This window comes from Rathayibacter sp. VKM Ac-2927 (genome assembly GCF_022815525.1).
GTDB classification, from domain to species: Bacteria; Actinomycetota; Actinomycetes; order Actinomycetales; family Microbacteriaceae; genus Rathayibacter; species Rathayibacter festucae.
The window spans coordinates 162,248-180,895 of record NZ_JALGRT010000007.1 but is presented as its reverse complement, the minus strand read 5'-3'; the positions used below and the strand labels follow the sequence as shown (position 1 = coordinate 180,895).

Genomic DNA, 18,648 nt, shown 5'->3' with positions numbered 1-18,648 from the left:
GTTGGAATCACCGGATGACCGAAACGACGAACGCCGCCGCCAGTGCCCCCGTGAAGGGCGGAGGGTCGCTGAAGAAGGTCATCACCGGCCCGCTGCTCTTCGCCTTCATCGTCGGCGACACGCTCGGCGCCGGCATCTACACGCTCGTCGGCACGATGGCCGCGGACGTCGGCGGCGTCATCTGGCTGCCGCTGCTGATCGCGCTCGTCATCGCGCTGCTGACCGCCGGCACCTACGCCGAGCTGATCACCAAGTACCCGCACGCCGGCGGCGCCGCCCGCTACGTGGACCGGGCCTTCGGCAAGCCGTACCTGTCGTTCCTGGTCGGCTTCCTGATGATGGCCTCCGGGATCACCACCGCCGCCTCGCTCGCCAACGCGTTCGCCGGCGACTACCTCGGTGCGCTGCTCGACGTGCCGCCCGTGCCGACCGCGATCGTCTTCATCGCGGTGCTCACGCTGATCAACCTGCGCGGGGTGAAGGAGTCGCTGACCGCGAACCTGGTCGCCTCGGTGATCGAGGTCAGCGGACTCGTGATCGTGATCGTCTGCGCCGCGATCTTCTTCGGCGGCGGCAACGGCGACGCCGGCCGCGTCCTGGAGTTCAACCCGGAGGTCGCGCCGCTGCAGGGCGCGTTCGCCGCCTCCATCGTCGCCTTCTTCTCCTTCCTCGGCTTCGAGGCCGCGGCGAACATGGCCGAGGAGGTGCGCAATCCCTCGAAGGTCTACCCGCGCGCGCTGTTCGGCGCGCTGATCACCGCCGCCGTGGTCTACCTGCTGATCGCCCTCGGCGCGGTGATCGTGCTGCCGAACGAGGAGCTCGCGGAGTCGACCGGCCCGCTGCTCGACGTGGTCGCGGCCAGCGGCGTGGCGGTGCCGCCGTGGCTGTTCGGCCTGATCGCGCTCATCGCGATCGCGAACGGCGCGCTGCTGTTCATGGTGATGGCGAGCAGGGTCGGGTTCGGACTGGCGTCCTCCGGTCTGCTGCCCAGCGCCTTCGGCCGCGTGCTGCCGAACCGCCGCACCCCCTGGGTCTCGATCGTCGTCGTCGGCGGCGTGACCATGCTGCTCAGCCTGATCGGCGACGTCGGCACGCTGGCCGAGACGACCGTGCTCCTGCTGCTCCTGGTCTTCATCTCGGCGAACATCTCGGTGCTGGTGCTGAAGAAGGACCGCGTCGACCACCCGCACTTCTCGGTGCCGCGGGTCGTTCCGATCCTCGCGATCATCGCGAGCGTCGTGCTGCTGACGCAGCAGACCGGCGTGGTCTGGCTGGGTACCGCCGGCTACGTGATCGTGGGCACGCTGCTGTTCCTGGCGACGCGCTTCGGCAAGAAGAAGCACGCGGAGCAGACCGCGGCGGCGGAGCGCGAGGGCGCGGACCGCTCCTGATCGCGGTTCGGCGCCGGAGCCGCGCGCAACATCAGCTGAGAGGGGTGGGCCTCCCCTGTGGGGCGAGGCCCACCCGTCTCAGCTGATGTTGCGCGGCGGGTGTGCGAGCGTGGGGGCATGCCCGTGTCGCTCGCGCCGTTCCCGCTCGCCGAACTCGCCGAGTGGATGTCCGTCCAGCGCGCGTCCTACGTCGCGGACCGGATGCGCGCGGGCGACGACGAGGCCGCGGCGTTGCGGAACGCGGACGCGAACGACGAGCGGCTGTTCCCGGGCGGAGTGCTCGCACCGGGCCACGACCTGCTGCGGGTCCTCGACGAGGGACGCCCGGTCGGCGTGATCTGGGTCGGCCCGCACCCGCAGGAGCTCGAGGGCGTCGCCTACATCTGGGACGTCGAGGTCGACCCGTCGGAGCGCGGCCGCGGGTTCGGCCGCGCGGCGATGCTGCTGGCGGAGGAGCACGCCCGCTCGCGCGGCTACCGGGCGCTCGCGCTCAACGTCTTCGGCTTCAACACGACGGCGCGGGGACTGTACGAGTCGCTCGGCTACGAGCCGACGTCGATCCAGATGCGCAAGGAGTTCGGCTGACCGGACGCGGAACGCGGCCCGGCGTCGCCGCGGGGCCCCGTTCGGGTCCGGTCGGCGACGGACCGAGAGTCGAGTGGACGCGGAACGGGGCCACAACGGTCCGATGACCGGGGCGGCGGGACACCTCTCGTCGGAGGAAGGGGGTATCGGGAGCACCGCTGTAGGTTGGCAGCCATGTCCGATGACGACGTCCTCGACGCCCTCCGCGCCTTCGTCCGGGAGCGGGAGTGGGCGCAGTTCCACTCGCCGGAGAACCTCGCGAAGAGCATCAGCATCGAGTCGGGCGAGCTGCTCGAGTGCTTCCAGTGGGGCGGGAGCGACCTCCCGGCGGCGGTCGAGGAGCTCGCGGACGTCCTGACGTACTGCTTCCTCCTCGCCGACCGGCTCGGGGTCGATCCCGGCGCGATCGTCCTCGACAAGCTCGAGAAGACGCGCGCGAAGTACCCGGTGGAGAAGGCGCGGGGCCGGAGCGAGAAGCATGACCGGCTTTGAGCTCGAGCGGCTCCCGTTCGAGGCGGACCGGGTGCGCGTGTGGGGAGCCGCCGACCCTCGCCACCGCAACTGGCCCGTCGTGTACGTCCTCGACAGCGCCTCGGAGGTCTACGTCGGCGAGTCGCTGAACGCGGAGGCACGGCTGCGCCAGCACCTGGACTCGCCGGCGAAGAGCCGACTCGAGCGCGTGCGGGTGGTCTTCGACGACACGTTCAACAAGTCGGCCTGCCTCGATCTCGAGTCGTTCCTCCTGCGGATGCTCGCCGGCGAGGGACGTCTGACGGTCCTCAATCAGAACGCCGGCATCACCGACGCCGACTACTTCGACCGCGCCTCCTACCGGGAGACGTTCGACGAGGTCTTCGAGGTGCTCCGCACCCAGGAGCACCTCTTCCAGCGGACGCTCCCGGAGATCGTCAACAGCGACCTCTTCAAGCTGTCGCCGTTCAAGGCGCTCAACCATGATCAGGCCGTCGCCGTCGAGGACATCCTCGAGGGGCTGTTCGCCGACCTCGAGTCCGGCGAGCGGAGCACCGTCGTCGTGCAGGGCGACCCGGGCACCGGAAAGACCGTGGTCGCGATCTACCTGCTGAAGCTCCTGCAGGACATCCGCCGGCACGACCCGGAGGAGCCGCTGGACGCCGACTCCGTCTTCAGCGAGTTCTTCACCCCGGGGCACGCCGAGCTGCTGTCGACCCTGCGGGTCGGCCTCGTCGTGCCGCAGCAGTCGCTGCGCGGGTCGATCTCGCGGGTGTTCACCCTCACGCCGGGGCTGTCGAAGGACCCCGTGCTGACGCCGTTCCAGGTCGGCGAGAGCCACGAGCCGTTCGATCTGCTGCTCGTGGACGAGGCGCACCGGCTCAGCCAGCGCGCGAACCAGCCGTCGGGGCCGCTCAACCGGAAGTTCATCGACATCAACGAGCACCTCTTCGGCGAGGACTCGCTGGAGCACACGCAGCTCGACTGGATCCGCGCGCAGAGCCGGCACACGATCCTGATGCTGGACACCGCGCAGACCGTGCGCCCGGCGGACCTGCCCGCCCGGGTCACCCGCGGGGTGCTGGCGGAGGCGTCGGCCGCGGGTCGGCTCTACCCGCTCCGCTCGCAGATGCGCGTCGCCGCGGACAAGGACTACGTCGGCTACGTGCGCGCAGTGCTGTCCGACGAGCCTCCCGAGCATCGCGAGGACTTCGGCGGGTACGACCTGCGCTTCTTCGACGATCCGAGCGAGCTGCGGCGGGCCGTGGTTCAGCGTGACCTGGAGCACGGCCTCTCGCGCCTGGTCGCCGGCTATGCGTGGAAGTGGGTCACGAAGACGGACAAGGGCGCCTTCGACATCGTGATCGGCGACGAATCGCTCCGCTGGAATCAGACGCAGCGCGACTGGATCAACTCCGCCGGCGCGATCGACGAGGTCGGCTCCATTCACACGGTGCAGGGCTACGACCTCAACTACGCCGGAGTGATCATCGGCCGGGACCTGCGCTACGACACCGCCTCGGGCCGCATCGTCTTCGATCGCGCGCACTCCTTCGACAAGAAGGGCCGCGAGAACAACAAGAAGCTCGGCATCACCTACAGCGACGAGGACCTGCTCGCGTACGTCCGCAACATCTACACGGTGCTGCTCACCCGCGGAATCAGGGGGACCTACGTGTACGTCTGCGACGAAGCGCTCCGCGCGCACCTGGCGCGCTACTTCTGAGCGGGGTCCGAGGTCATCAGCTCACCCATCAGTGTCGCCACAGCCGGCGACCTCCTCGAGGATCCGGGTCAGCCAGGTCCTCGCAGCATCGGCTGTCGGCACAACCGGAGTCCGACCACCGACCTCCGTCTCCGCACGAGCGTCCTGATAGGCGGACCCCCAGCCGTCCATGGACCGCAGAGGGAGAGGCGGCCACGGCTGTCGACGTCGCCAGCCGAAGGTCCGGACGCACAGGCTGAGGACGAGCGCCGGATCGGGACCGGCCTCCCACAGCAGCTGCAGGTCGACCAGATCGTGCGCCCGCACGCAGGTGGGGTCGGTCACGGCGTGGAGCTTCTGCGCGATCTGGTATTCGAGACCGACCACCCGGACGGGCCGCAGATCACCGAAGCCGAAGGCGGCCCCGAACCGCACGAGCTCGTCGTCGATCTTCGAAGGCAGGTGTCCGTCCGGCTCCGTCTCCGGGTCGGACACCTCGACGTCGAGGGCACCCCAAGAACTGCCGAGGAAAGCGATCGATACCCGGTAAGGGTGCATCACGTACTCGGGGCGGGTGAGCCCTGGATCGTGGAGCCTGACGGCGCGCACCGTCGCGGTGAACGCCACACGGGGTGGCGCATCCGGGTCGCGGCGCTGCTCGCCCCGGGACGCCGGAACCGCGCCCCACCCCTCGGCCAGACGCGAGCGGAAGTCGCGCTCGAACTCCTCCCCGCGGTCACGGGTGGAGACATCGAAGTCCGAGGTGGCGCGAGTGCCGCGCTCACCGAAGCGGAGCTTCACACCCATTCCACCCTTCACCGCGACGGAGTCGGGAAGCATCTGCGACACGATCAGCGTGCAGAGCATCACCCGTGCACGCGCTACCGGGATCCCCAGCTCGCTCGCCGACTGCGCGAGTCTCTCGTTCAGCTGTGTCACGTTCAGCGGAGGCACCGCCGTCATCGCGCCGCTGCCGTCCACGTCCTGACCTCCTGGTCTTCGACCAGTTCCCGCCGCCCTGCCTCCTCGACCAGGGCGGACCAGCGGTCGGGCGGCATCCGGTGCTCCATGTCCTCCAGCGCTCGCCGAACGGTCGTCGCCGGGACACCCTCGTAGCGGGTGAGCTCGTGGTCGGAGAGGTCGGTCCGGTTCTGCAGATCGAGCCAGTCCGGCAGAGCCCGCCGAACCCGGCGGCGGGTGCCCACGCGCACCTTCGGCGGATTGAACTGCCCGAGTGTCAGCAGATCGAGCACGGACTCCCGATGCAGGAACGCACCCTCCCCCGCGAGCGCGACGGCGATCGCCGGCTGGGTGACCCGGGTCGTCGGCACGTCGCGGTGCGTGTACACACCCTGGCCGTGCGCCCGGAGCGCCCCACGAGCAGCGAGCTTCCGGACCTCGACGGCCGGAACGCCGGCATCCCCCGCCTCCGCGATGGTCACCACGCCGCTCCGCGCGGCGGCCAACTCCCACAGGTCTCTGCGATATCCCATCTCGCCCTCCTCTGCCAAAACAGTACCGAAATCAGGACTGTTTTGACCGTGGTCGGCCCGGTGAGCGTCATTCTGGCGTGCGCTGCGTGATGGGCAGCGAACGGAGTGGCGTCCTCGGCGGTCAGGGGCCGGAGAACGTGACGGCGGTCGCGCCGCTGGGGACCGCGGCGGCCGCGAGTGTCGCCGCGGCGCGGTCGGCGTCGCTCGTCAGGGTCACGTCGAGGTGGTCGGGGGCGGCGCGGAAGCCCGCGGTGGGGACGGCGGCCGAGATCGCCGTCCAGAGGCGCTGGGCGTCGTCGAGCCAGGGGCCCGGAGTGCCGGTGACGAGCAGCGAGCGGTCGGCGCTCTGGACGCTCACGTGCAGGGGCGGGGCGTCGGGGAGGAGCGCGGGGGCGTCGCGGGCGAGCGCGAAGGCGTCGTCGGCGGTCGCCTGCTCCGCCAGGAAGAGGCTCAGGCCGCTCACGCGGTCCTCGCTGTCATCGGCCGCGAGGGCGAGGGAGGAGACCCGCGGGGCGTCCCGGAGCGCGAGGGCGGCGGCGATCCGGCCGGACGTGAGGTCCTCGTCGCCGGACACGGGCAGGGTGAGGTCGTCGGCGTCGAGGAGGATCCGCACGTCACCCGTCGGGCGCTTCGCGGCGAAGGCGGCCAACCGCTCGGCGAGGGACGTCAGGTCGGCGTCGGACAGGTCCCCGCGGGCCACGATCTCGGCGCTGACGCCGCCGGTGAACGGCATGTCCTCGACCGTCGCGAGCTCGACGTGGGCGACCGCCTCGTCAGTGGCGAAGGTGCGTGTGAAGTCGGCGCGGAAGGAGTCGCCGCTGCAGCCGGCCAGCAGGAGTACCGCCGTCAGGGCGAGGGCCGCGAGGCCGAACCCGCGCGTCCGACCCTGCCTCATCGCGCCAGCGTACGTCGCAGCTGCGGAGCGCACCGGGAGTGGACGGATCGGCCTCCGCGTGCTCGGTGCGCAGGAGGGCGCATCGACCCGGCGCGGAGGGTCGTCTGGAGACCGTCGAGGCAGCCGTTGGTGACGGATCGATGCGGCGGCAGCGGCGGGGGCGGGGCAGGTCGGGGCCGCCCGCGTCGAGGGCGGGCGGCCCCGGGGGTCAGCTCGTCGAGGGGACGGCGGTGGGATCGGCCGACGGGGCGGGCTCGGCGGCCGAGGTCGAGGCCACGCCCCGGCCGAAGGCCTGGCCCTGCAGGATGGCTCCGAGGTCGACGCCGGTCGCGGACTTGACGCTGTCGAACGTGGCCGAGAGGCTCGCCGCCTGCTCGCGGGCGATGTGGGTGGCCGCGGTGTCGCCTCCGATCAGGGTGATGGTGCCGACGTTCTGGTAGCCCTTCGCGAACTCGGCCATGAGGGAGGGGAGCTGGCCGATCAGCTCGCGGCCCAGGATCGCCTCCTGGTTCTCGCGGAGCGCCTCCGCCTCGGCCTGGATCGCGGCCGCGCTCGCCTCACCCTTGGTGCGGATGGCCTCCGCCTCGGCGGAGGCGTTCGCGCGCAGGGCCTCGGCCTCGGCGCCGGCCTTGGCGCGCAGCGCGTGGGCCTCCGCCTCGGCGCGGGCACTCACCGCTGCCGCCTCGGCCGCGGCGGACGCCTGGCGGGCCTCCGCCTGGCGCTGGACGGCGTAGGCCTCGGCGTCGGACACCTGCTGCGCGACCTGGCGGTCGGTCTCGGCCTTCTTCGCGCGGCCGTAGGCGTCGGCGTCGGCCTCGGTCTGGCGCCGGTACTTCTCGGCGTCGGCCACGCGCTTGACGTCGGCGTCGAGCTCGGCCTGCCGGTTCTCGGCGCGCTGGACGAGGACGGCCTGCTCGCGCTCGGCGCGGGCCAGGTTCTCGGCCTGCTCGGCCTCGGCGTTGGCCCGGCCGACCTCGGACTTCGAGGCGGCGGTGTTCTTGTCGAAGGCGGTCTGCTCGATCAGGTTCGCCTCGTCGGTGGCGAGCTGGCGGGCCTTGACCTCGCGGGCCGCGTTGATCCGGGCGACGTCGGCCTCGCGGCGGACGCGCTCGATCTCCTGCGCACCGAGCGCCTCGATGTAGCCGTTGCGGTCGGTGACGCCCTGGATGGCGAAGGAGTCGAGGACGAGTCCCTGGGCGAGCAGGTCGCCCTTGATGCCCTCGGCGATCTCGTCGCCGAGCTTCTGGCGGTCCTGCATGACCTCCTCGACACTGAGCTTCGCGACGACGCCGCGCAGTGCGCCCTCGAGCTGCTCGGTGGTGAAGACGTCGATCGACTGGTCCTGCGAGGCGAACCGCTCGGCGGCGGCGCGCACCTGATCCGGCGTCGAGCCGATCTTGACGAGGGCGACGCCCGCGAGGTGGATGGTCACGCCGTTCTTGGTCTGCGCGACCGGCTCCATCTTGATCTGCCGCGACCGCAGCGAGATGCGGTCGGAGCGCTGGGTCAGCTTGTTGACGAAGGCGCCGCCGCCGGTGATGACGGTCATGTTGGACGTCAGCCCGTCGTCGCCCTTCTGCTTCTTTCCGACGATCACGATGGCCTCGTCGGCCTGCGGGACCTGGTACCAGGCCCGGAAGATGAAGAAGCCGATGATGGCGAGCAGCAGGACGACACCGACGGCGATGCCGGCGCCGACGATCCAGAACAGATCAGATTGCATGGACGAGGGACCCCCTTCTCGGAACCCGCGGGGGGCGGGTTTCTGAGCGATGTACAGGTTCATCGTGGCATGGACGGGATTCCCGGGCGTCGGCCGGACGGCGGATGCGGGGTGGTTCGCGCGGGACGTGCGGCGGTGCCGGACGGAGGGCACGACCGCCCTCGGGACGCCGATACGCAAACCGGATCGCCGCTCTCACAGCGAGCGGAATCGCAGCGGGCGGACGCACAGCCGGCGAGATCTAAGTGAGCGGAGGCGGCGAGAGGAGCCGTCGCGGCGGAGGATCCGGGCGAAGCTTCGACTCTTGCGAGCAATTCAGCGCTGGGGTGCCTAGACCTTCAGTGCTGGGGTACCTGGCCTCGAACCAAGAACAACTGAACCAGAATCAATCTGGTCACTAATTTAACCATATCCCGCTGTTCATCCGGCGGTGAGGCCGGGACAAGGTTGCAGCCAAATAAGAACTCGGCACCGAAAGACGACAGTAGCCTCCGGACGCACGCCGCCTGCCTTCGGCCGTCGAGGAGTTCGCCGACGTGCTGACCTATTGCTTCCCGCCCGTCGACAGGCTCGGCGTCGACCGCGACGATATCGTGCTCGCCAAACGCCGGAAGACCCGTGGGAAGTACCCCGTCGAAACGGCGCGTGGGCGGAGCGACAAGTAGAGCCGGCTCTAGCTTCGAGCGATCGCCCTTCGACTCAGATCAGGTCCGCGCGTGGGAAGCCACCCATCCACGGCACCGCAACTGCCCCGTCGTCTACTTCCTCGACAGTGCGGCGGAGGTCTACGGCGGCGAGTCCTTCAATGCGGAGGGGCGCCTACGTCAGCATCTGGACTTCTCCGAGAAGAGCCGACTCGAGCGTGTGCAGGACGTCCTGGACGACACCTGCAACAAGTCAGTGTGGCTTGACCTCGAGTCCTTCCTGCTGCGGATACTCTCCGGCGAGGGCAGGCTCACGGTCCTGAACCACAACGCCGGGATCATCGACGCGGACTACTTCGACCGCGAGTTCTACCCCGGACGTTCTACGAGGTGTTCGACGTCGGCGCACGGAGGAGCACCTCTCCCAGCGGACGATGCCCGAGATCGTTAACAGCGACCTCTGTAAGCTCTCGCCGATCAAGGCGCGAAACCACGATCAGGCGATCGCCGTCGGGGACATCCTCGAGGGTCACTTCGCCGGCCTCGAGTCGGGGCGGTCGAGGACCGTCGTAGTGCACGTCGGACTGATGGGGCAGCAGCAGTCGCCGCGCGGATCGATCGCACTAGTGTTCACTCGGCAGAGATATCCCGAAAGTCTGACGCGGACTCTTCCTCAAAGTAGACGACTTCTGTCATCCCTGTTGTCGGTCCATCTCCTTGCGTGCGGTCATCAGCGCTCGCTCCCCTTAGCACCCCTGACTATGACAGCGCCCTCCGACACGTCAAGCGCGAGCAGAATGAGCTAATCACGCTTTCGTCGGCCTATCTTCCAGGCCACTCTAGCAGGCAAGCCAGATGAGATGTCACCTGTTCGTCAGCAGACGCGCCTGCCATTCCTTTTGCAACGCGCGCGGCGCTGCGCGCGCTGTCATGGCCTTCGCTCAACTACTCACGCCGTCCAATCCTCTTCCGCCAAAGGCGCCCCGTTGAGTTCATCGCGGCGCGACCGCCAATCCGGCAGGTTGCAATCCATCAGCGCTGTAAAGCGTGCACCATGATTCGCGTTGAAGTAGTGGGTGAGCTCGTGCACGACGATGTACTCGAGGCAGTCGGGATGCTTCTTAGCAAGCTCCACGTTAAAGCAAAGGTCGTGCGTAGCGCGGTTGCACGATCCCCACTTCGTCTTCATTTTTCGGATCGTCCACTTTGGCACGCTCACCTCAAGGCGCTGCTCCCAAGTGCTGATCAAGTCTGGTAGGGCCGAACGCAGCTGCTTGCGGTACCACCGATCGAGGCAGGTGCGGCGCTGCTCGACTGACGCATCCGGTGCCACGTACAGCGTGAGTCGATTCCCGTCGACCTCAACATCTGCGCGGCCGGCGCGCTCGACTACCCTGAGTCGCTTCCGAAGCCCCCACACGTAGTGGGACTCTCCTGTCATCATCTCGCGCACAGACTGACGCTCAGCAGCCTGGAGTACCTTGCGTTGCCGACGAATCCAGCCAAGCCGTTGCACCACCGCCAGGCGAATGTGTTCGTCGTCGAACCCCATCGGGGCGGCAACGCGAACCCGACCCGCAGGCGGGTAAACACCGACGTGAAGGTGCTTGATGTCCTTACGGATGACGTCGATATCGAGTCCACGGACGGTTAGGTGCGCGCTAGCGATATTCATCACGCGATTTGATGAGGTCAAAGACGGCGTCGACCCGCGGGTCGCAATCAGGCAACGAGCGGACTATGGCCTGCCGGACCTGCTTGCGCTTCATTAGGTTGTCGACCCAGTCGTGTTTTTTTACGTTTCGCACCGCGGCGTCTATGGCTCGCGCAAGGTCGGTGTCGTCGTCCAGCGTGTCGATAAGCGCCTTCTGTCCGCCATGCTTCACCCACGTGGGGTAACTCTTGCCGGATTCCTTGTTCCCGAGCTGCTGCGCGGCCTCGAGGATCTTGGCAAGATAGTCCTCGTAGTCGAGCGCCTGTTTGCGTCTTTCGTCAAGGATCGCATCGAGCAGTTCACTCATCCGGTCGTAGAATTTCGGATTAAGTGCGTACTCGTCGATGATCACCTTGCGCATGTTGTTGACGATCGTCTCGGCGACCGCGTCCTTGCTCTTCTTGATGCCGGGCGGGAGCTTATCGATGGCAGCCGGGCCGAGCTTCACGATCAGGTCGATCAAGCCCGTGTCCTCGAAGGCCGACACCACCTCCGACGCACCAGCCTTGATGTAGGTGTCGAGCAGGAAGCGCATGTCGGCTTCGTAGGCCTTGAAGTCGACGTCCTCACCCGCGGCGAGCTTCACCTCGACACGCACATCACTGTAGTGAGCGATCTCCTTCTGAATCCTTTCGATGTCGGTAGGGCTGAAACCAGCCTCAGCCATGTCGTTGGCTATGTTGGCGAACGCGCGGACAACACCGAAGACCGCCTTGTAAAGCTCAACGCGCTTCGGCTCATTAACCTTGATCTGCGCCGCGTCTCCCGCGTCCTTTGCGACGAAGTAGGCACGGTACTGATCCGTCCCCTTGGGCGGAAGCACGGCCTCGCAGAGCGCGCGAATCCGCTCCAGGGCATCGTCAAGATCTTCCCGGGCTTTGTCGATGCGGTCGGTCAGGAGTCCTTCGATGTCCTGCTTCTCGTACCCCTCAAGGGCGCCCGAGGTGTAGTCGTTGATCGCACTCTCAAGCGAGTTGAATAGGTCACGGTAGTCGACGATGTAGCCGTAGTCCTTATCGTCGCCGTCGAGGCGGTTCACGCGGCAGATCGCCTGAAACAGCCCGTGATCCTGCATCTTCTTGTCGACGTAGAGGTAGGTGGCACTCGGTGCGTCGAAGCCAGTGAGGAGCTTGTCCACCACGATGAGCAGCCGCATCTGACCAGGCTCCTCGATGAACTGCTTCTTGACCGCCGCCTCGAACTCCTCGACGCGCCCCATGGCTGCATCCTCGGACTCGTCGAAGTAGTCAGCCAGCATGCGACGATAGGTGTCGTACTGCGCAACCTTCTCGGTCTTGCCAGCACCGGCGTCTTCTTTCGAGATCTCCGTGGCGTTCGGCTGATAGCTAGTGACGATCGCGCACTTCTCCTTGAAGCCCGCATTGAGAAAGAGGTCATAGAACTTGCAAGCCTGATAGATGCTGGCGCCGACAAGCATTGCGTTGCCGCGCCGGTTTATCAAACGCGGCTTTGTCTCCATGTCGAGCAGGATGTCCGCGACGATTTGCTCCGCGCGAGACTTACTGGAGACGACTTTCTGCATGGTGCCCCAGCGCTTCTTGAGCTCGGCACGGGAGAGATCGGTCATGCCCTTTGTTTTCGCCTCGAACCACTTGTCGACCTGGGCGGGTGAGGTCAGATCCTGGTCGATGTCACGCGCTTCGTAGCGAAGATCAAGCACGACCCCGTCGCTGACGGCCTCGTTGTACTTGTAGGTGTGGATGAACGACCCGAAGGTCTCAATACTGCTCGCCTTGTCCGCCTTGAGGAGCGGCGTGCCCGTGAAGCCGATGAACATGGCCTCCGGGAGGACCAGCTTCATTGCGCGGTGCATCTTGCCGGACTGGGTGCGGTGGGCCTCATCAACGAAGACGAAGATGTTGCCCTTGGCGCGGAAGTCCTTCGGCAACACTGCATTGAGTTCCGCGATGTAGTCATCGGAGTCAGCGCTGTCGGAGTTGTCACGGAACTTGTGAACGAGCGACCCGATGAGCCACTCCTCAGAGGTGTTGAGTGTAGTGATGAGGTCCGCGCCACTCTTGGTCCGATAGATGGACTCATTGACGCCCTTGAACACCTGCTCGATCTGGTCGTCGAGCTCCGTGCGGTCAGTGATGATGAGGACACGGGGATCGGTGCCGATCTGAGACTCGCGGATCCACTTCGCCAGCCAGACCATCGTTAGGCTCTTGCCCGATCCCTGGGTGTGCCAAATGATGCCGCCCTCGCGCGTCGCGATGCGCTGCTGTGCCGCCTTGATGCCGAAATACTGATTATGGCGCGGCCCCTTCTTGACTCCCTTGTCGAAGACGATGAAGTCGTGGATCAACTCAAGGAAGCGCTCCTTGCCGCACATCTGGAGCAGCGCACGGTCCAGCAGGGAGTCGACGTCCGAGTCTTCCTTCCACTCGAGCCAGTACTTCTCAGGCGTGTCGATGACGCCGTAGCGAAGGCCCTCGGCATCGTTGCCGGCGAACAGGTACTGGACGGTCGAGAAGAACGGACGGATGAAGTCCTTGCTCTGGTTGCCGATGGACTGGCGGATCCCCTCCGTCAGCGAAACCTTGGATCGCTTGAGTTCCATGACCCCGAGCGCCAACCCGTTGACGTAGAGCACGATGTCCGGGCGCTTGGTGTGCTGGCCGAGCACGGTGACCTCTTCGGCGACCGCGAAGTGGTTGGCCGACGGGGTCTGCCAGTCGATGAGCCATACCGTCTGTGTCGATTCGGCGGCGGCCGGCTTCACCTTCACGCCGTAGCGGAGCAGCTGATAGACCTCGCGGCTGGCCTCGTACAGATTGCGCCCGACACCAACGGCGGCCACCTTCTCGAGCCGCTCGATCGCGCGAGTGATGAGCGCATCGTCGTAGTTCCGTGCGCGCAGGTTCTGCCTGAGGATGTCGGCCTCGATTCCACCAGTCCGGTTGCCGTCGTGCCAGTCGCCAAGGTAGTCGTACCCGAGCTGCTCCCTGAACAGCTTGACGACGCGCTCCTGCGTCTTCTTCTCGATCTGACCTACTGTGCTCATGATGCTCCCCCGGTATGCTCCACATTTGATTCATTTACCCAGCGCGCGAGCACACTTAGCGACGCCAGGTTCCCAAACGCTACCTCGTCGGAAAGCTCCTGGTCCGATTCCCGCGAGGGCGAATCGCGCATCCCGGCGAACACGCCCTTGGCAAGCGACATCGCCCCGCGCTTCACGGGGCGGTAAATGTCGCTGAATTCTGGGCTCATCCGCCGTAGCCGCGGCTTCCCGGGCTTCGGTTCGTCGAGCGAAAAGGACTGCTTGAAGAGGTTCGTCTCGCTGACGTCTCGACGCTCCACTTTGTTGTGCGTCCCGGCATTGAGCCTCGTCGCTGCGTCGCGCACAGGCTGTCCAAAGTGCCCTGACTGCCAGAGCAACCGCGCACCACCCCCAACCCCGGTATGCAGGTCCGCGCCCGAAATCCCTGGCGTGTCGTCGCCGAGCTTCTGCCGAATCTCGTCGGCACGCTCTATGTGCGGACGCGCGCGCAGTGCCGCATTAACATAGTCAGCCCACGCTATGTACACTCGGTGCGGCACCTCGACTCGCCAGCGTGCAACAACCCGATCCAATATCTGCTTCAGGATCTGTACTTGCGCGGCAATATCCTCTTTCGATCCCCGCACGGACCTGCCAATGACATTCGAAAACGGATGTGGAACAAGTTCGGTCGAGTAGTTGAGGTTGTCGAGCTCTTTGAGTGCAAACTTTGTGTTAGGCCTAGTCATGCCGTGCCTCCACAGGAAGACGAACGCGGCCTGTGAGGAGCTGCTGCATCATGCCTTGCTTGATGGCGTGCGCCTTAGTGAGCCGAACTTGTAGCGCTCGCACTTCTTCCTCGGCATCGGAGAGCGCACCGGCGATCGCTCCTTGTTCAGAAACATCCTCTGGGAGTCGAATTGGAAGCTCACGAACGAGCCCTGCTGTGTAACTCTGCTGCTTAGTTCCTTGGGTGTACTTGAGTGCAAGTTCCTCGCCATAGTACAGGTAGTACTGAAACAAGTAGCCCGTATCGAGTCGAGCACTAGGAACGACTACCATGCAGGACTGATTCGTTGCAGCAGCATGGCCGAGGACTCCACAGCTACCACGCGTTCCCGCCGCCTCGAGACCAGTGATTGCCATCACAAAGGTTCCCGCCGGCCAAATTTGAAGGTTGGCTGCACGGCGGCCTGCCTCGGTAATTTTTTGCGGCACGCGCGTCACTAGCCCTCGCTTCAATTCCGTGCTTGTTACCCACGGGATGGAGCCACCCCAGAAAGCATCCCGGGAACGTGAAGGTGTAGCACCACTCGATATATATTCGGCGAACTCCCCCCATACTCCCTCTATCCACTCGCCATTGAAGCCCGGAAGGCGTGTGCGGCCACTCAAGAGCTCCTGCATCATGCCCCGTTTGATCGCCTGCTTTTTGGCGATCATCCGTTCAAGGGCAGAGATATGCTGATCGACGTCATACAGGGCTTCCGCGATCGAGCGCTGTTCCGCTTTCGACGGGACGAGGACCTCAAGCTTAAGCAGATCCCGTGTGTATATCGCTGCGACGGTGGTTGTCCCCGTCGCGAGGTTTCGGATCGCCTTGATATTCTCTACAGCATTGAGCGCGTACCCAAAATACTGAGAGTCTCCACAAATTTCTGGCTTAAACCGCAATCGGAGAATATTTGAGTTGTAGAAAGCTAGACGAAGCTCATTGCGCCAAATGGACACCTTCCCGACAAGCTCCAGCGTATTCCTGGTGTTGAACAGGACATCACCAAAGCGCAACTGATGTGTTAGGTCAACGTTTTCTGAGGTAGGGATGTAATCAATGCGAGAAAGGTCAATGGAAATACGCGCAATGTTGCCCATCTTAATGAGGGGTCGATTCGTTATATCTGCACCGTTCTTGTAGTTGCCACCCAACCGAAGCTGCGCAATCTGGCCAATAGGAAGGCTCACCCAGTCAGTGGACGCACTCACAGTTCAAGCCCCATCGCGACCAGGTGTGTTGCGACCTTTCCTTCGAACGCATCCAGCTCAGCCTTCAGTTCGAGGACGGTCCTCACGTAACGTTCGCCTAGCTGCTGGATGCGTGCGACGAGCGCGAGTGTCAGGTCGCCGACCACATCGCCGATCCTCACCGCAACTGCGGTATGCCACTTGTCGTCAAGCACGATGGATTTGACGTCATCGACAGAGAGCTCGCCGTACTTCCGAAGCGTCTTCGCGTCGAGCGTCGCCTGAGCGTCCTTAGTTGCCTTCTTTGACGCAGCCTCAGTGTTCAGGAGCTCGAGGGCAGCTTGAGCGCATTTGAGTGTCTCCTGATCATGGCCGGCTCTCGCTTCCCGGATCACCGCAGTGACGAGTTTCTTGGTATATGCGCCCTTGTCATTGGTGGCATCGGGAAGGAGTCCTTCGTCAGCGCCGTTCTCTTCGGCGTGTTCGACGACAGCAGCGGAGTCTGACTGGAGTTTGACGTTGAGAGCATCAACTACGGCCTGTTGGTCCGCGAAGTACCGAGCCACAATCAGGGCCGGCGGAATGAGATCCGTTTTGAACTTCTTCTTGCTGCGGCCGCTTCCGATCTCTAGATCGGCATCCTCGGTGAGCTTCCGCTCCTTGTCCTCGATCGTCGGGCGGGGCTTGGCTGCGCTCGCCCACGAGCCTTCGTTGCCGAGCTCGGCCATGATCAAGTAGACGTCATCATGCATCATGTCGTTCCAGTAGCTCATCAACTGCTGGTAGACGTCGTACTCGTCGAGGAGCGGCACGTCCTTGAAGCGCGCGAGCAGATCATCGCCGAGATCTCGGATTAGGTCATTCGGCTTCGTGTCGGCGGTGATACCGAGCAGTGCGCTGCGGTGAGCCTCGAACCAGTTCGTCACAACAGACGCCACTTCTTGGCGGATCGATTCTAGTCCGCTGCGGTTGAGGGCGTAGTCCTGAACCTCCGAAGGCTCGACCTTGAGCTTCAAGTAGCCCTCGCGGCGCGGCTCGAACAGCGCGCCCTTCAGCGCGGGCAACGCATCCCAGTATTTCTGCAACGCGTCGATGTCACGGGTGGGGATGCCGCCGTGCAGGTGCGCCGACAGATTCTGAAGATCCTCGGGCTCCGAGCTGTCGATGTAGCGCGCAATGTTCAAGTTGTAGTCGTTCTTTGGATCGGCAATCTCCCTCATCGGCACCATGCGCGAGTAGCCGTCGATAGGCACCTGACGGTTAAAGGTGTCGACAATCCTGTGGATGTCCTGGTCGCGGAGGCGATTCTTGTTGCCGTCCTTGGTGAAGCCCTTGCTCGCGTCCACCATGAAGACTCCTGTCCGACTGGCGGAGTTCTCCTTATCGAGGAGCACTATGCACGCCGGGATGCCGGTGCCGTAGAAGAGGTTCGCCGGCAGACCGATCACGCCCTTGATGAAGCCGCGCTTGAGGAGCTCGCGACGGATGCTCCCTTCGGCGTTGCCGCGGAAGAGAACGCCGTGGGGCAAGATGACGGCCGCCTTGCCCTCAGACTTCAGTGAGGTAAGGGCGTGAAGGAGAAAGGCGTAGTCACCGTTTTTCTCGGGCGGCATGCCATACTCGAACCGACCGAAGTCCTCCTCGAGACCGTTGTTCCACGACTTGATGGAGAACGGTGGGTTCATCACGATGTAGTCGTAGGTCTTCAGACTGTTGCCGTTGGTGAACTGCGGGCTCGTGATCGTGTCGCCCTTGTGGATCTCTGCAGTCGCGTTGCCATGCAGAATCATGTTCATTTTTGCGAGCGCCCAAGTCGCGTTGTCCTTCTCTTGGCCGTAGATCGTCATCCCGCGAGGAGCCTCAGCGGCAGCCTTCAGCAGCAGAGACCCCGATCCACAGGCTGCGTCGTAGACCGTCTCATCCTGGCGCGTCGAACTGTTGATACCCACAACCCTGGCGAGCACGCGCGAGACCTCGGCTGGAGTATAGAACTGCCCTTTGCTCTTGCCCGATTCCGTGGCGAAATGACGCATCAGGTACTCGTACGCGTCGCCCAGCAGGTCGTCGCCCTCTGCCCGGGAGCCGCGGAAGTCGAGATCTCTGAAGATCGTCACGAGCTTCGAGAGGCGGTCCTGCATCTCCTTGCCGTTGCCGAGCTTCTCGGGGTCATTAAAGTCGGCCTGGTCGATGACGTTACGCAGACCGTTGGCATCGGCAAGCTTGCCAATGATCTTGTTGAAGCGGTCACCGATCTCTTTGTCGTTCTTGGTCGCGAACATTTCGTCGAACGAGCCGCCCTCGGGGACCTCGATGAGACTGTCGGGATCCGACTTCGCCTTGTCCGAGACGTACTTCATGAACAGCATCGTCAGGATGTAGTCCTTGTACTGGCTTGCGTCCATGCCGCCACGGAGCTGGTCACAGCTCGCCCATAGGGAGCTGTAGAGGTCCGACTTCTTCAGGCCCACTATCTCGTCACCACCTTCGGCGACTGGTCGGTCGCCCCGTGCTCACCAAGGCGCTCCTCGGATGCAAGCCTCGATCGGCTGTATGTGGTTCGGGTCATGCTCTATGGCTCCTCCTACGCGTTTGTGCGCGCATCACAGTTACTTCCCCAGGACTTGCTCTCAGGGTATCGGGGCGCGCGGGCGTCGTCGGGGATGCACTCGATTCGGGGTGGCGCGACCGGGTGGTTGCTCAGCAGGTCGCGGATCGCTGCCCTAATTTTCACGCTGAACTGGCATTTTGTACCACCCCCCACCACAGTCCCGCTTGGCTGGCCGTCGGTTTCACCTTGACGTGACAGGCGCCCGGGGCCCGCCAACTTTGACTACTGCAACTACAGGGCTCCTCCGGATCAACCCAGATGCGTAGCGCCCCACCACGGTGCATCACTCGCCTGAAATGAGTCGGTGGAACGCTCCGACTCGACGATCGCGGCGCGGCTGCAGAGCCGAATGGCGCTCCTCGAAGCTCAGGAAGAGCGCCTCGTCGACCTCGCCGCCACGGGCACCTTTGCGATTTCGCGGTTCCGCGCCAAGCTCGAAGAGAGGGTGCC

General features: G+C 64.9%; 14 protein-coding genes. 5 read left to right on the top strand and 9 right to left on the bottom strand.

The window, feature by feature from the left end:
- The first annotated feature begins 14 nt into the window (after positions 1 to 14).
- From MT353_RS18735 to MT353_RS18720, 4 genes are all read left to right on the top strand, one after another.
- Complete coding sequence (locus MT353_RS18735) at positions 15 to 1,391, top strand: APC family permease (protein WP_243625581.1); 1,377 nt, start codon at positions 15 to 17, stop codon at positions 1,389 to 1,391.
- A 117-nt stretch (positions 1,392 to 1,508) separates the two neighbouring features.
- On the top strand, positions 1,509 to 1,976 hold the full coding sequence (locus tag MT353_RS18730; RefSeq protein ID WP_243625580.1) for a GNAT family N-acetyltransferase: 468 nt from the start codon (positions 1,509 to 1,511) through the stop codon (positions 1,974 to 1,976).
- 174 nt (positions 1,977 to 2,150) lie between these two features.
- Positions 2,151 to 2,468, top strand: a complete 318-nt coding sequence (locus MT353_RS18725) for a nucleotide pyrophosphohydrolase (RefSeq protein ID WP_243598615.1) — start codon at positions 2,151 to 2,153, stop codon at positions 2,466 to 2,468.
- The gene (locus tag MT353_RS18720) at positions 2,455 to 4,173 is read left to right on the top strand and encodes a DUF2075 domain-containing protein (RefSeq protein WP_243625579.1); all 1,719 of its coding nucleotides are present in this window, start codon (positions 2,455 to 2,457) and stop codon (positions 4,171 to 4,173) included. Before MT353_RS18725 ends, MT353_RS18720 begins: the two co-directional genes overlap by 14 nt.
- A gap of 21 nt (positions 4,174 to 4,194) precedes the next feature.
- Here the strand turns inward: MT353_RS18720 and MT353_RS18715 are convergent, their stop codons facing one another.
- The 4 genes from MT353_RS18715 to MT353_RS18700 all read right to left on the bottom strand — a co-directional run bounded on the left by MT353_RS18715 (position 4,195) and on the right by MT353_RS18700 (position 8,263).
- The gene (locus tag MT353_RS18715) at positions 4,195 to 5,133 is read right to left on the bottom strand and encodes a nucleotidyl transferase AbiEii/AbiGii toxin family protein (protein ID WP_243625578.1); all 939 of its coding nucleotides are present in this window, start codon (positions 5,131 to 5,133) and stop codon (positions 4,195 to 4,197) included.
- Positions 5,112 to 5,663, bottom strand: a complete 552-nt coding sequence (locus MT353_RS18710; RefSeq protein ID WP_243625577.1) for a type IV toxin-antitoxin system AbiEi family antitoxin domain-containing protein — start codon at positions 5,661 to 5,663, stop codon at positions 5,112 to 5,114. Before MT353_RS18710 ends, MT353_RS18715 begins: the two co-directional genes overlap by 22 nt.
- 103 nt (positions 5,664 to 5,766) lie before the next feature.
- Positions 5,767 to 6,540 carry a hypothetical protein gene (locus MT353_RS18705; RefSeq protein WP_243625576.1) on the bottom strand — a complete coding sequence of 258 codons (774 nt, stop codon included), beginning with the start codon at positions 6,538 to 6,540 and terminating at the stop codon, positions 5,767 to 5,769.
- A 208-nt stretch (positions 6,541 to 6,748) separates the two neighbouring features.
- Positions 6,749 to 8,263 (bottom strand): SPFH domain-containing protein, encoded by a 1,515-nt coding sequence (locus tag MT353_RS18700; RefSeq protein ID WP_243625575.1) that lies wholly within the window; start codon positions 8,261 to 8,263, stop codon positions 6,749 to 6,751.
- Positions 8,264 to 8,908: 645 nt separating this feature from the next.
- Here MT353_RS18700 and MT353_RS18695 point away from each other — a divergent pair.
- On the top strand, positions 8,909 to 9,358 hold the full coding sequence (locus tag MT353_RS18695; protein WP_243625574.1) for a hypothetical protein: 450 nt from the start codon (positions 8,909 to 8,911) through the stop codon (positions 9,356 to 9,358).
- Positions 9,359 to 9,856: 498 nt separating this feature from the next.
- Here MT353_RS18695 and MT353_RS18690 read toward each other — a convergent pair whose 3' ends face one another.
- From MT353_RS18690 to MT353_RS18670, 5 genes are read right to left on the bottom strand one after another with little or no spacing between them, the layout of a single operon-like run.
- On the bottom strand, positions 9,857 to 10,582 hold the full coding sequence (locus tag MT353_RS18690) for a M48 family metallopeptidase (protein ID WP_243625630.1): 726 nt from the start codon (positions 10,580 to 10,582) through the stop codon (positions 9,857 to 9,859).
- On the bottom strand, positions 10,569 to 13,649 hold the full coding sequence (locus MT353_RS18685; protein ID WP_243625573.1) for a type I restriction endonuclease subunit R: 3,081 nt from the start codon (positions 13,647 to 13,649) through the stop codon (positions 10,569 to 10,571). Before MT353_RS18685 ends, MT353_RS18690 begins: the two co-directional genes overlap by 14 nt.
- Positions 13,646 to 14,377, bottom strand: coding sequence for a TIGR02391 family protein (locus MT353_RS18680; RefSeq protein ID WP_243625572.1), 732 nt, complete (start codon positions 14,375 to 14,377; stop codon positions 13,646 to 13,648). The genes MT353_RS18685 and MT353_RS18680 overlap by 4 nt, the downstream gene beginning before the upstream one ends.
- A complete protein-coding gene (locus tag MT353_RS22060) occupies positions 14,370 to 15,590 on the bottom strand; it encodes a restriction endonuclease subunit S (protein WP_243625571.1) in 1,221 nt (406 codons plus the stop codon). The genes MT353_RS18680 and MT353_RS22060 overlap by 8 nt, the downstream gene beginning before the upstream one ends.
- Positions 15,591 to 15,607: 17 nt before the next feature.
- Positions 15,608 to 18,058, bottom strand: coding sequence for a class I SAM-dependent DNA methyltransferase (locus MT353_RS18670; protein ID WP_243625570.1), 2,451 nt, complete (start codon positions 18,056 to 18,058; stop codon positions 15,608 to 15,610).
- Between the last annotated feature and the right edge of the window lie 590 nt (positions 18,059 to 18,648).

What these genes read in the sequence shown, in the direction of transcription:
- MT353_RS18735 (WP_243625581.1), top strand. Translation starts at nt 15, where the DNA reads ATGACCGAAACGACGAACGCCGCCGCCAGTGCCCCCGTGAAGGGCGGA.
- MT353_RS18720 (WP_243625579.1), top strand. Translation starts at nt 2,455, where the DNA reads ATGACCGGCTTTGAGCTCGAGCGGCTCCCGTTCGAGGCGGACCGGGTG.
- MT353_RS18690 (WP_243625630.1), bottom strand. Translation starts at nt 10,582, where the DNA reads ATGAATATCGCTAGCGCGCACCTAACCGTCCGTGGACTCGATATCGAC.
- MT353_RS18725 (WP_243598615.1), top strand. Translation starts at nt 2,151, where the DNA reads ATGTCCGATGACGACGTCCTCGACGCCCTCCGCGCCTTCGTCCGGGAG.
- MT353_RS18730 (WP_243625580.1), top strand. Translation starts at nt 1,509, where the DNA reads ATGCCCGTGTCGCTCGCGCCGTTCCCGCTCGCCGAACTCGCCGAGTGG.
- MT353_RS18700 (WP_243625575.1), bottom strand. Translation starts at nt 8,263, where the DNA reads ATGCAATCTGATCTGTTCTGGATCGTCGGCGCCGGCATCGCCGTCGGT.
- MT353_RS18705 (WP_243625576.1), bottom strand. Translation starts at nt 6,540, where the DNA reads ATGAGGCAGGGTCGGACGCGCGGGTTCGGCCTCGCGGCCCTCGCCCTG.
- MT353_RS18685 (WP_243625573.1), bottom strand. Translation starts at nt 13,649, where the DNA reads ATGAGCACAGTAGGTCAGATCGAGAAGAAGACGCAGGAGCGCGTCGTC.
- MT353_RS18680 (WP_243625572.1), bottom strand. Translation starts at nt 14,377, where the DNA reads ATGACTAGGCCTAACACAAAGTTTGCACTCAAAGAGCTCGACAACCTC.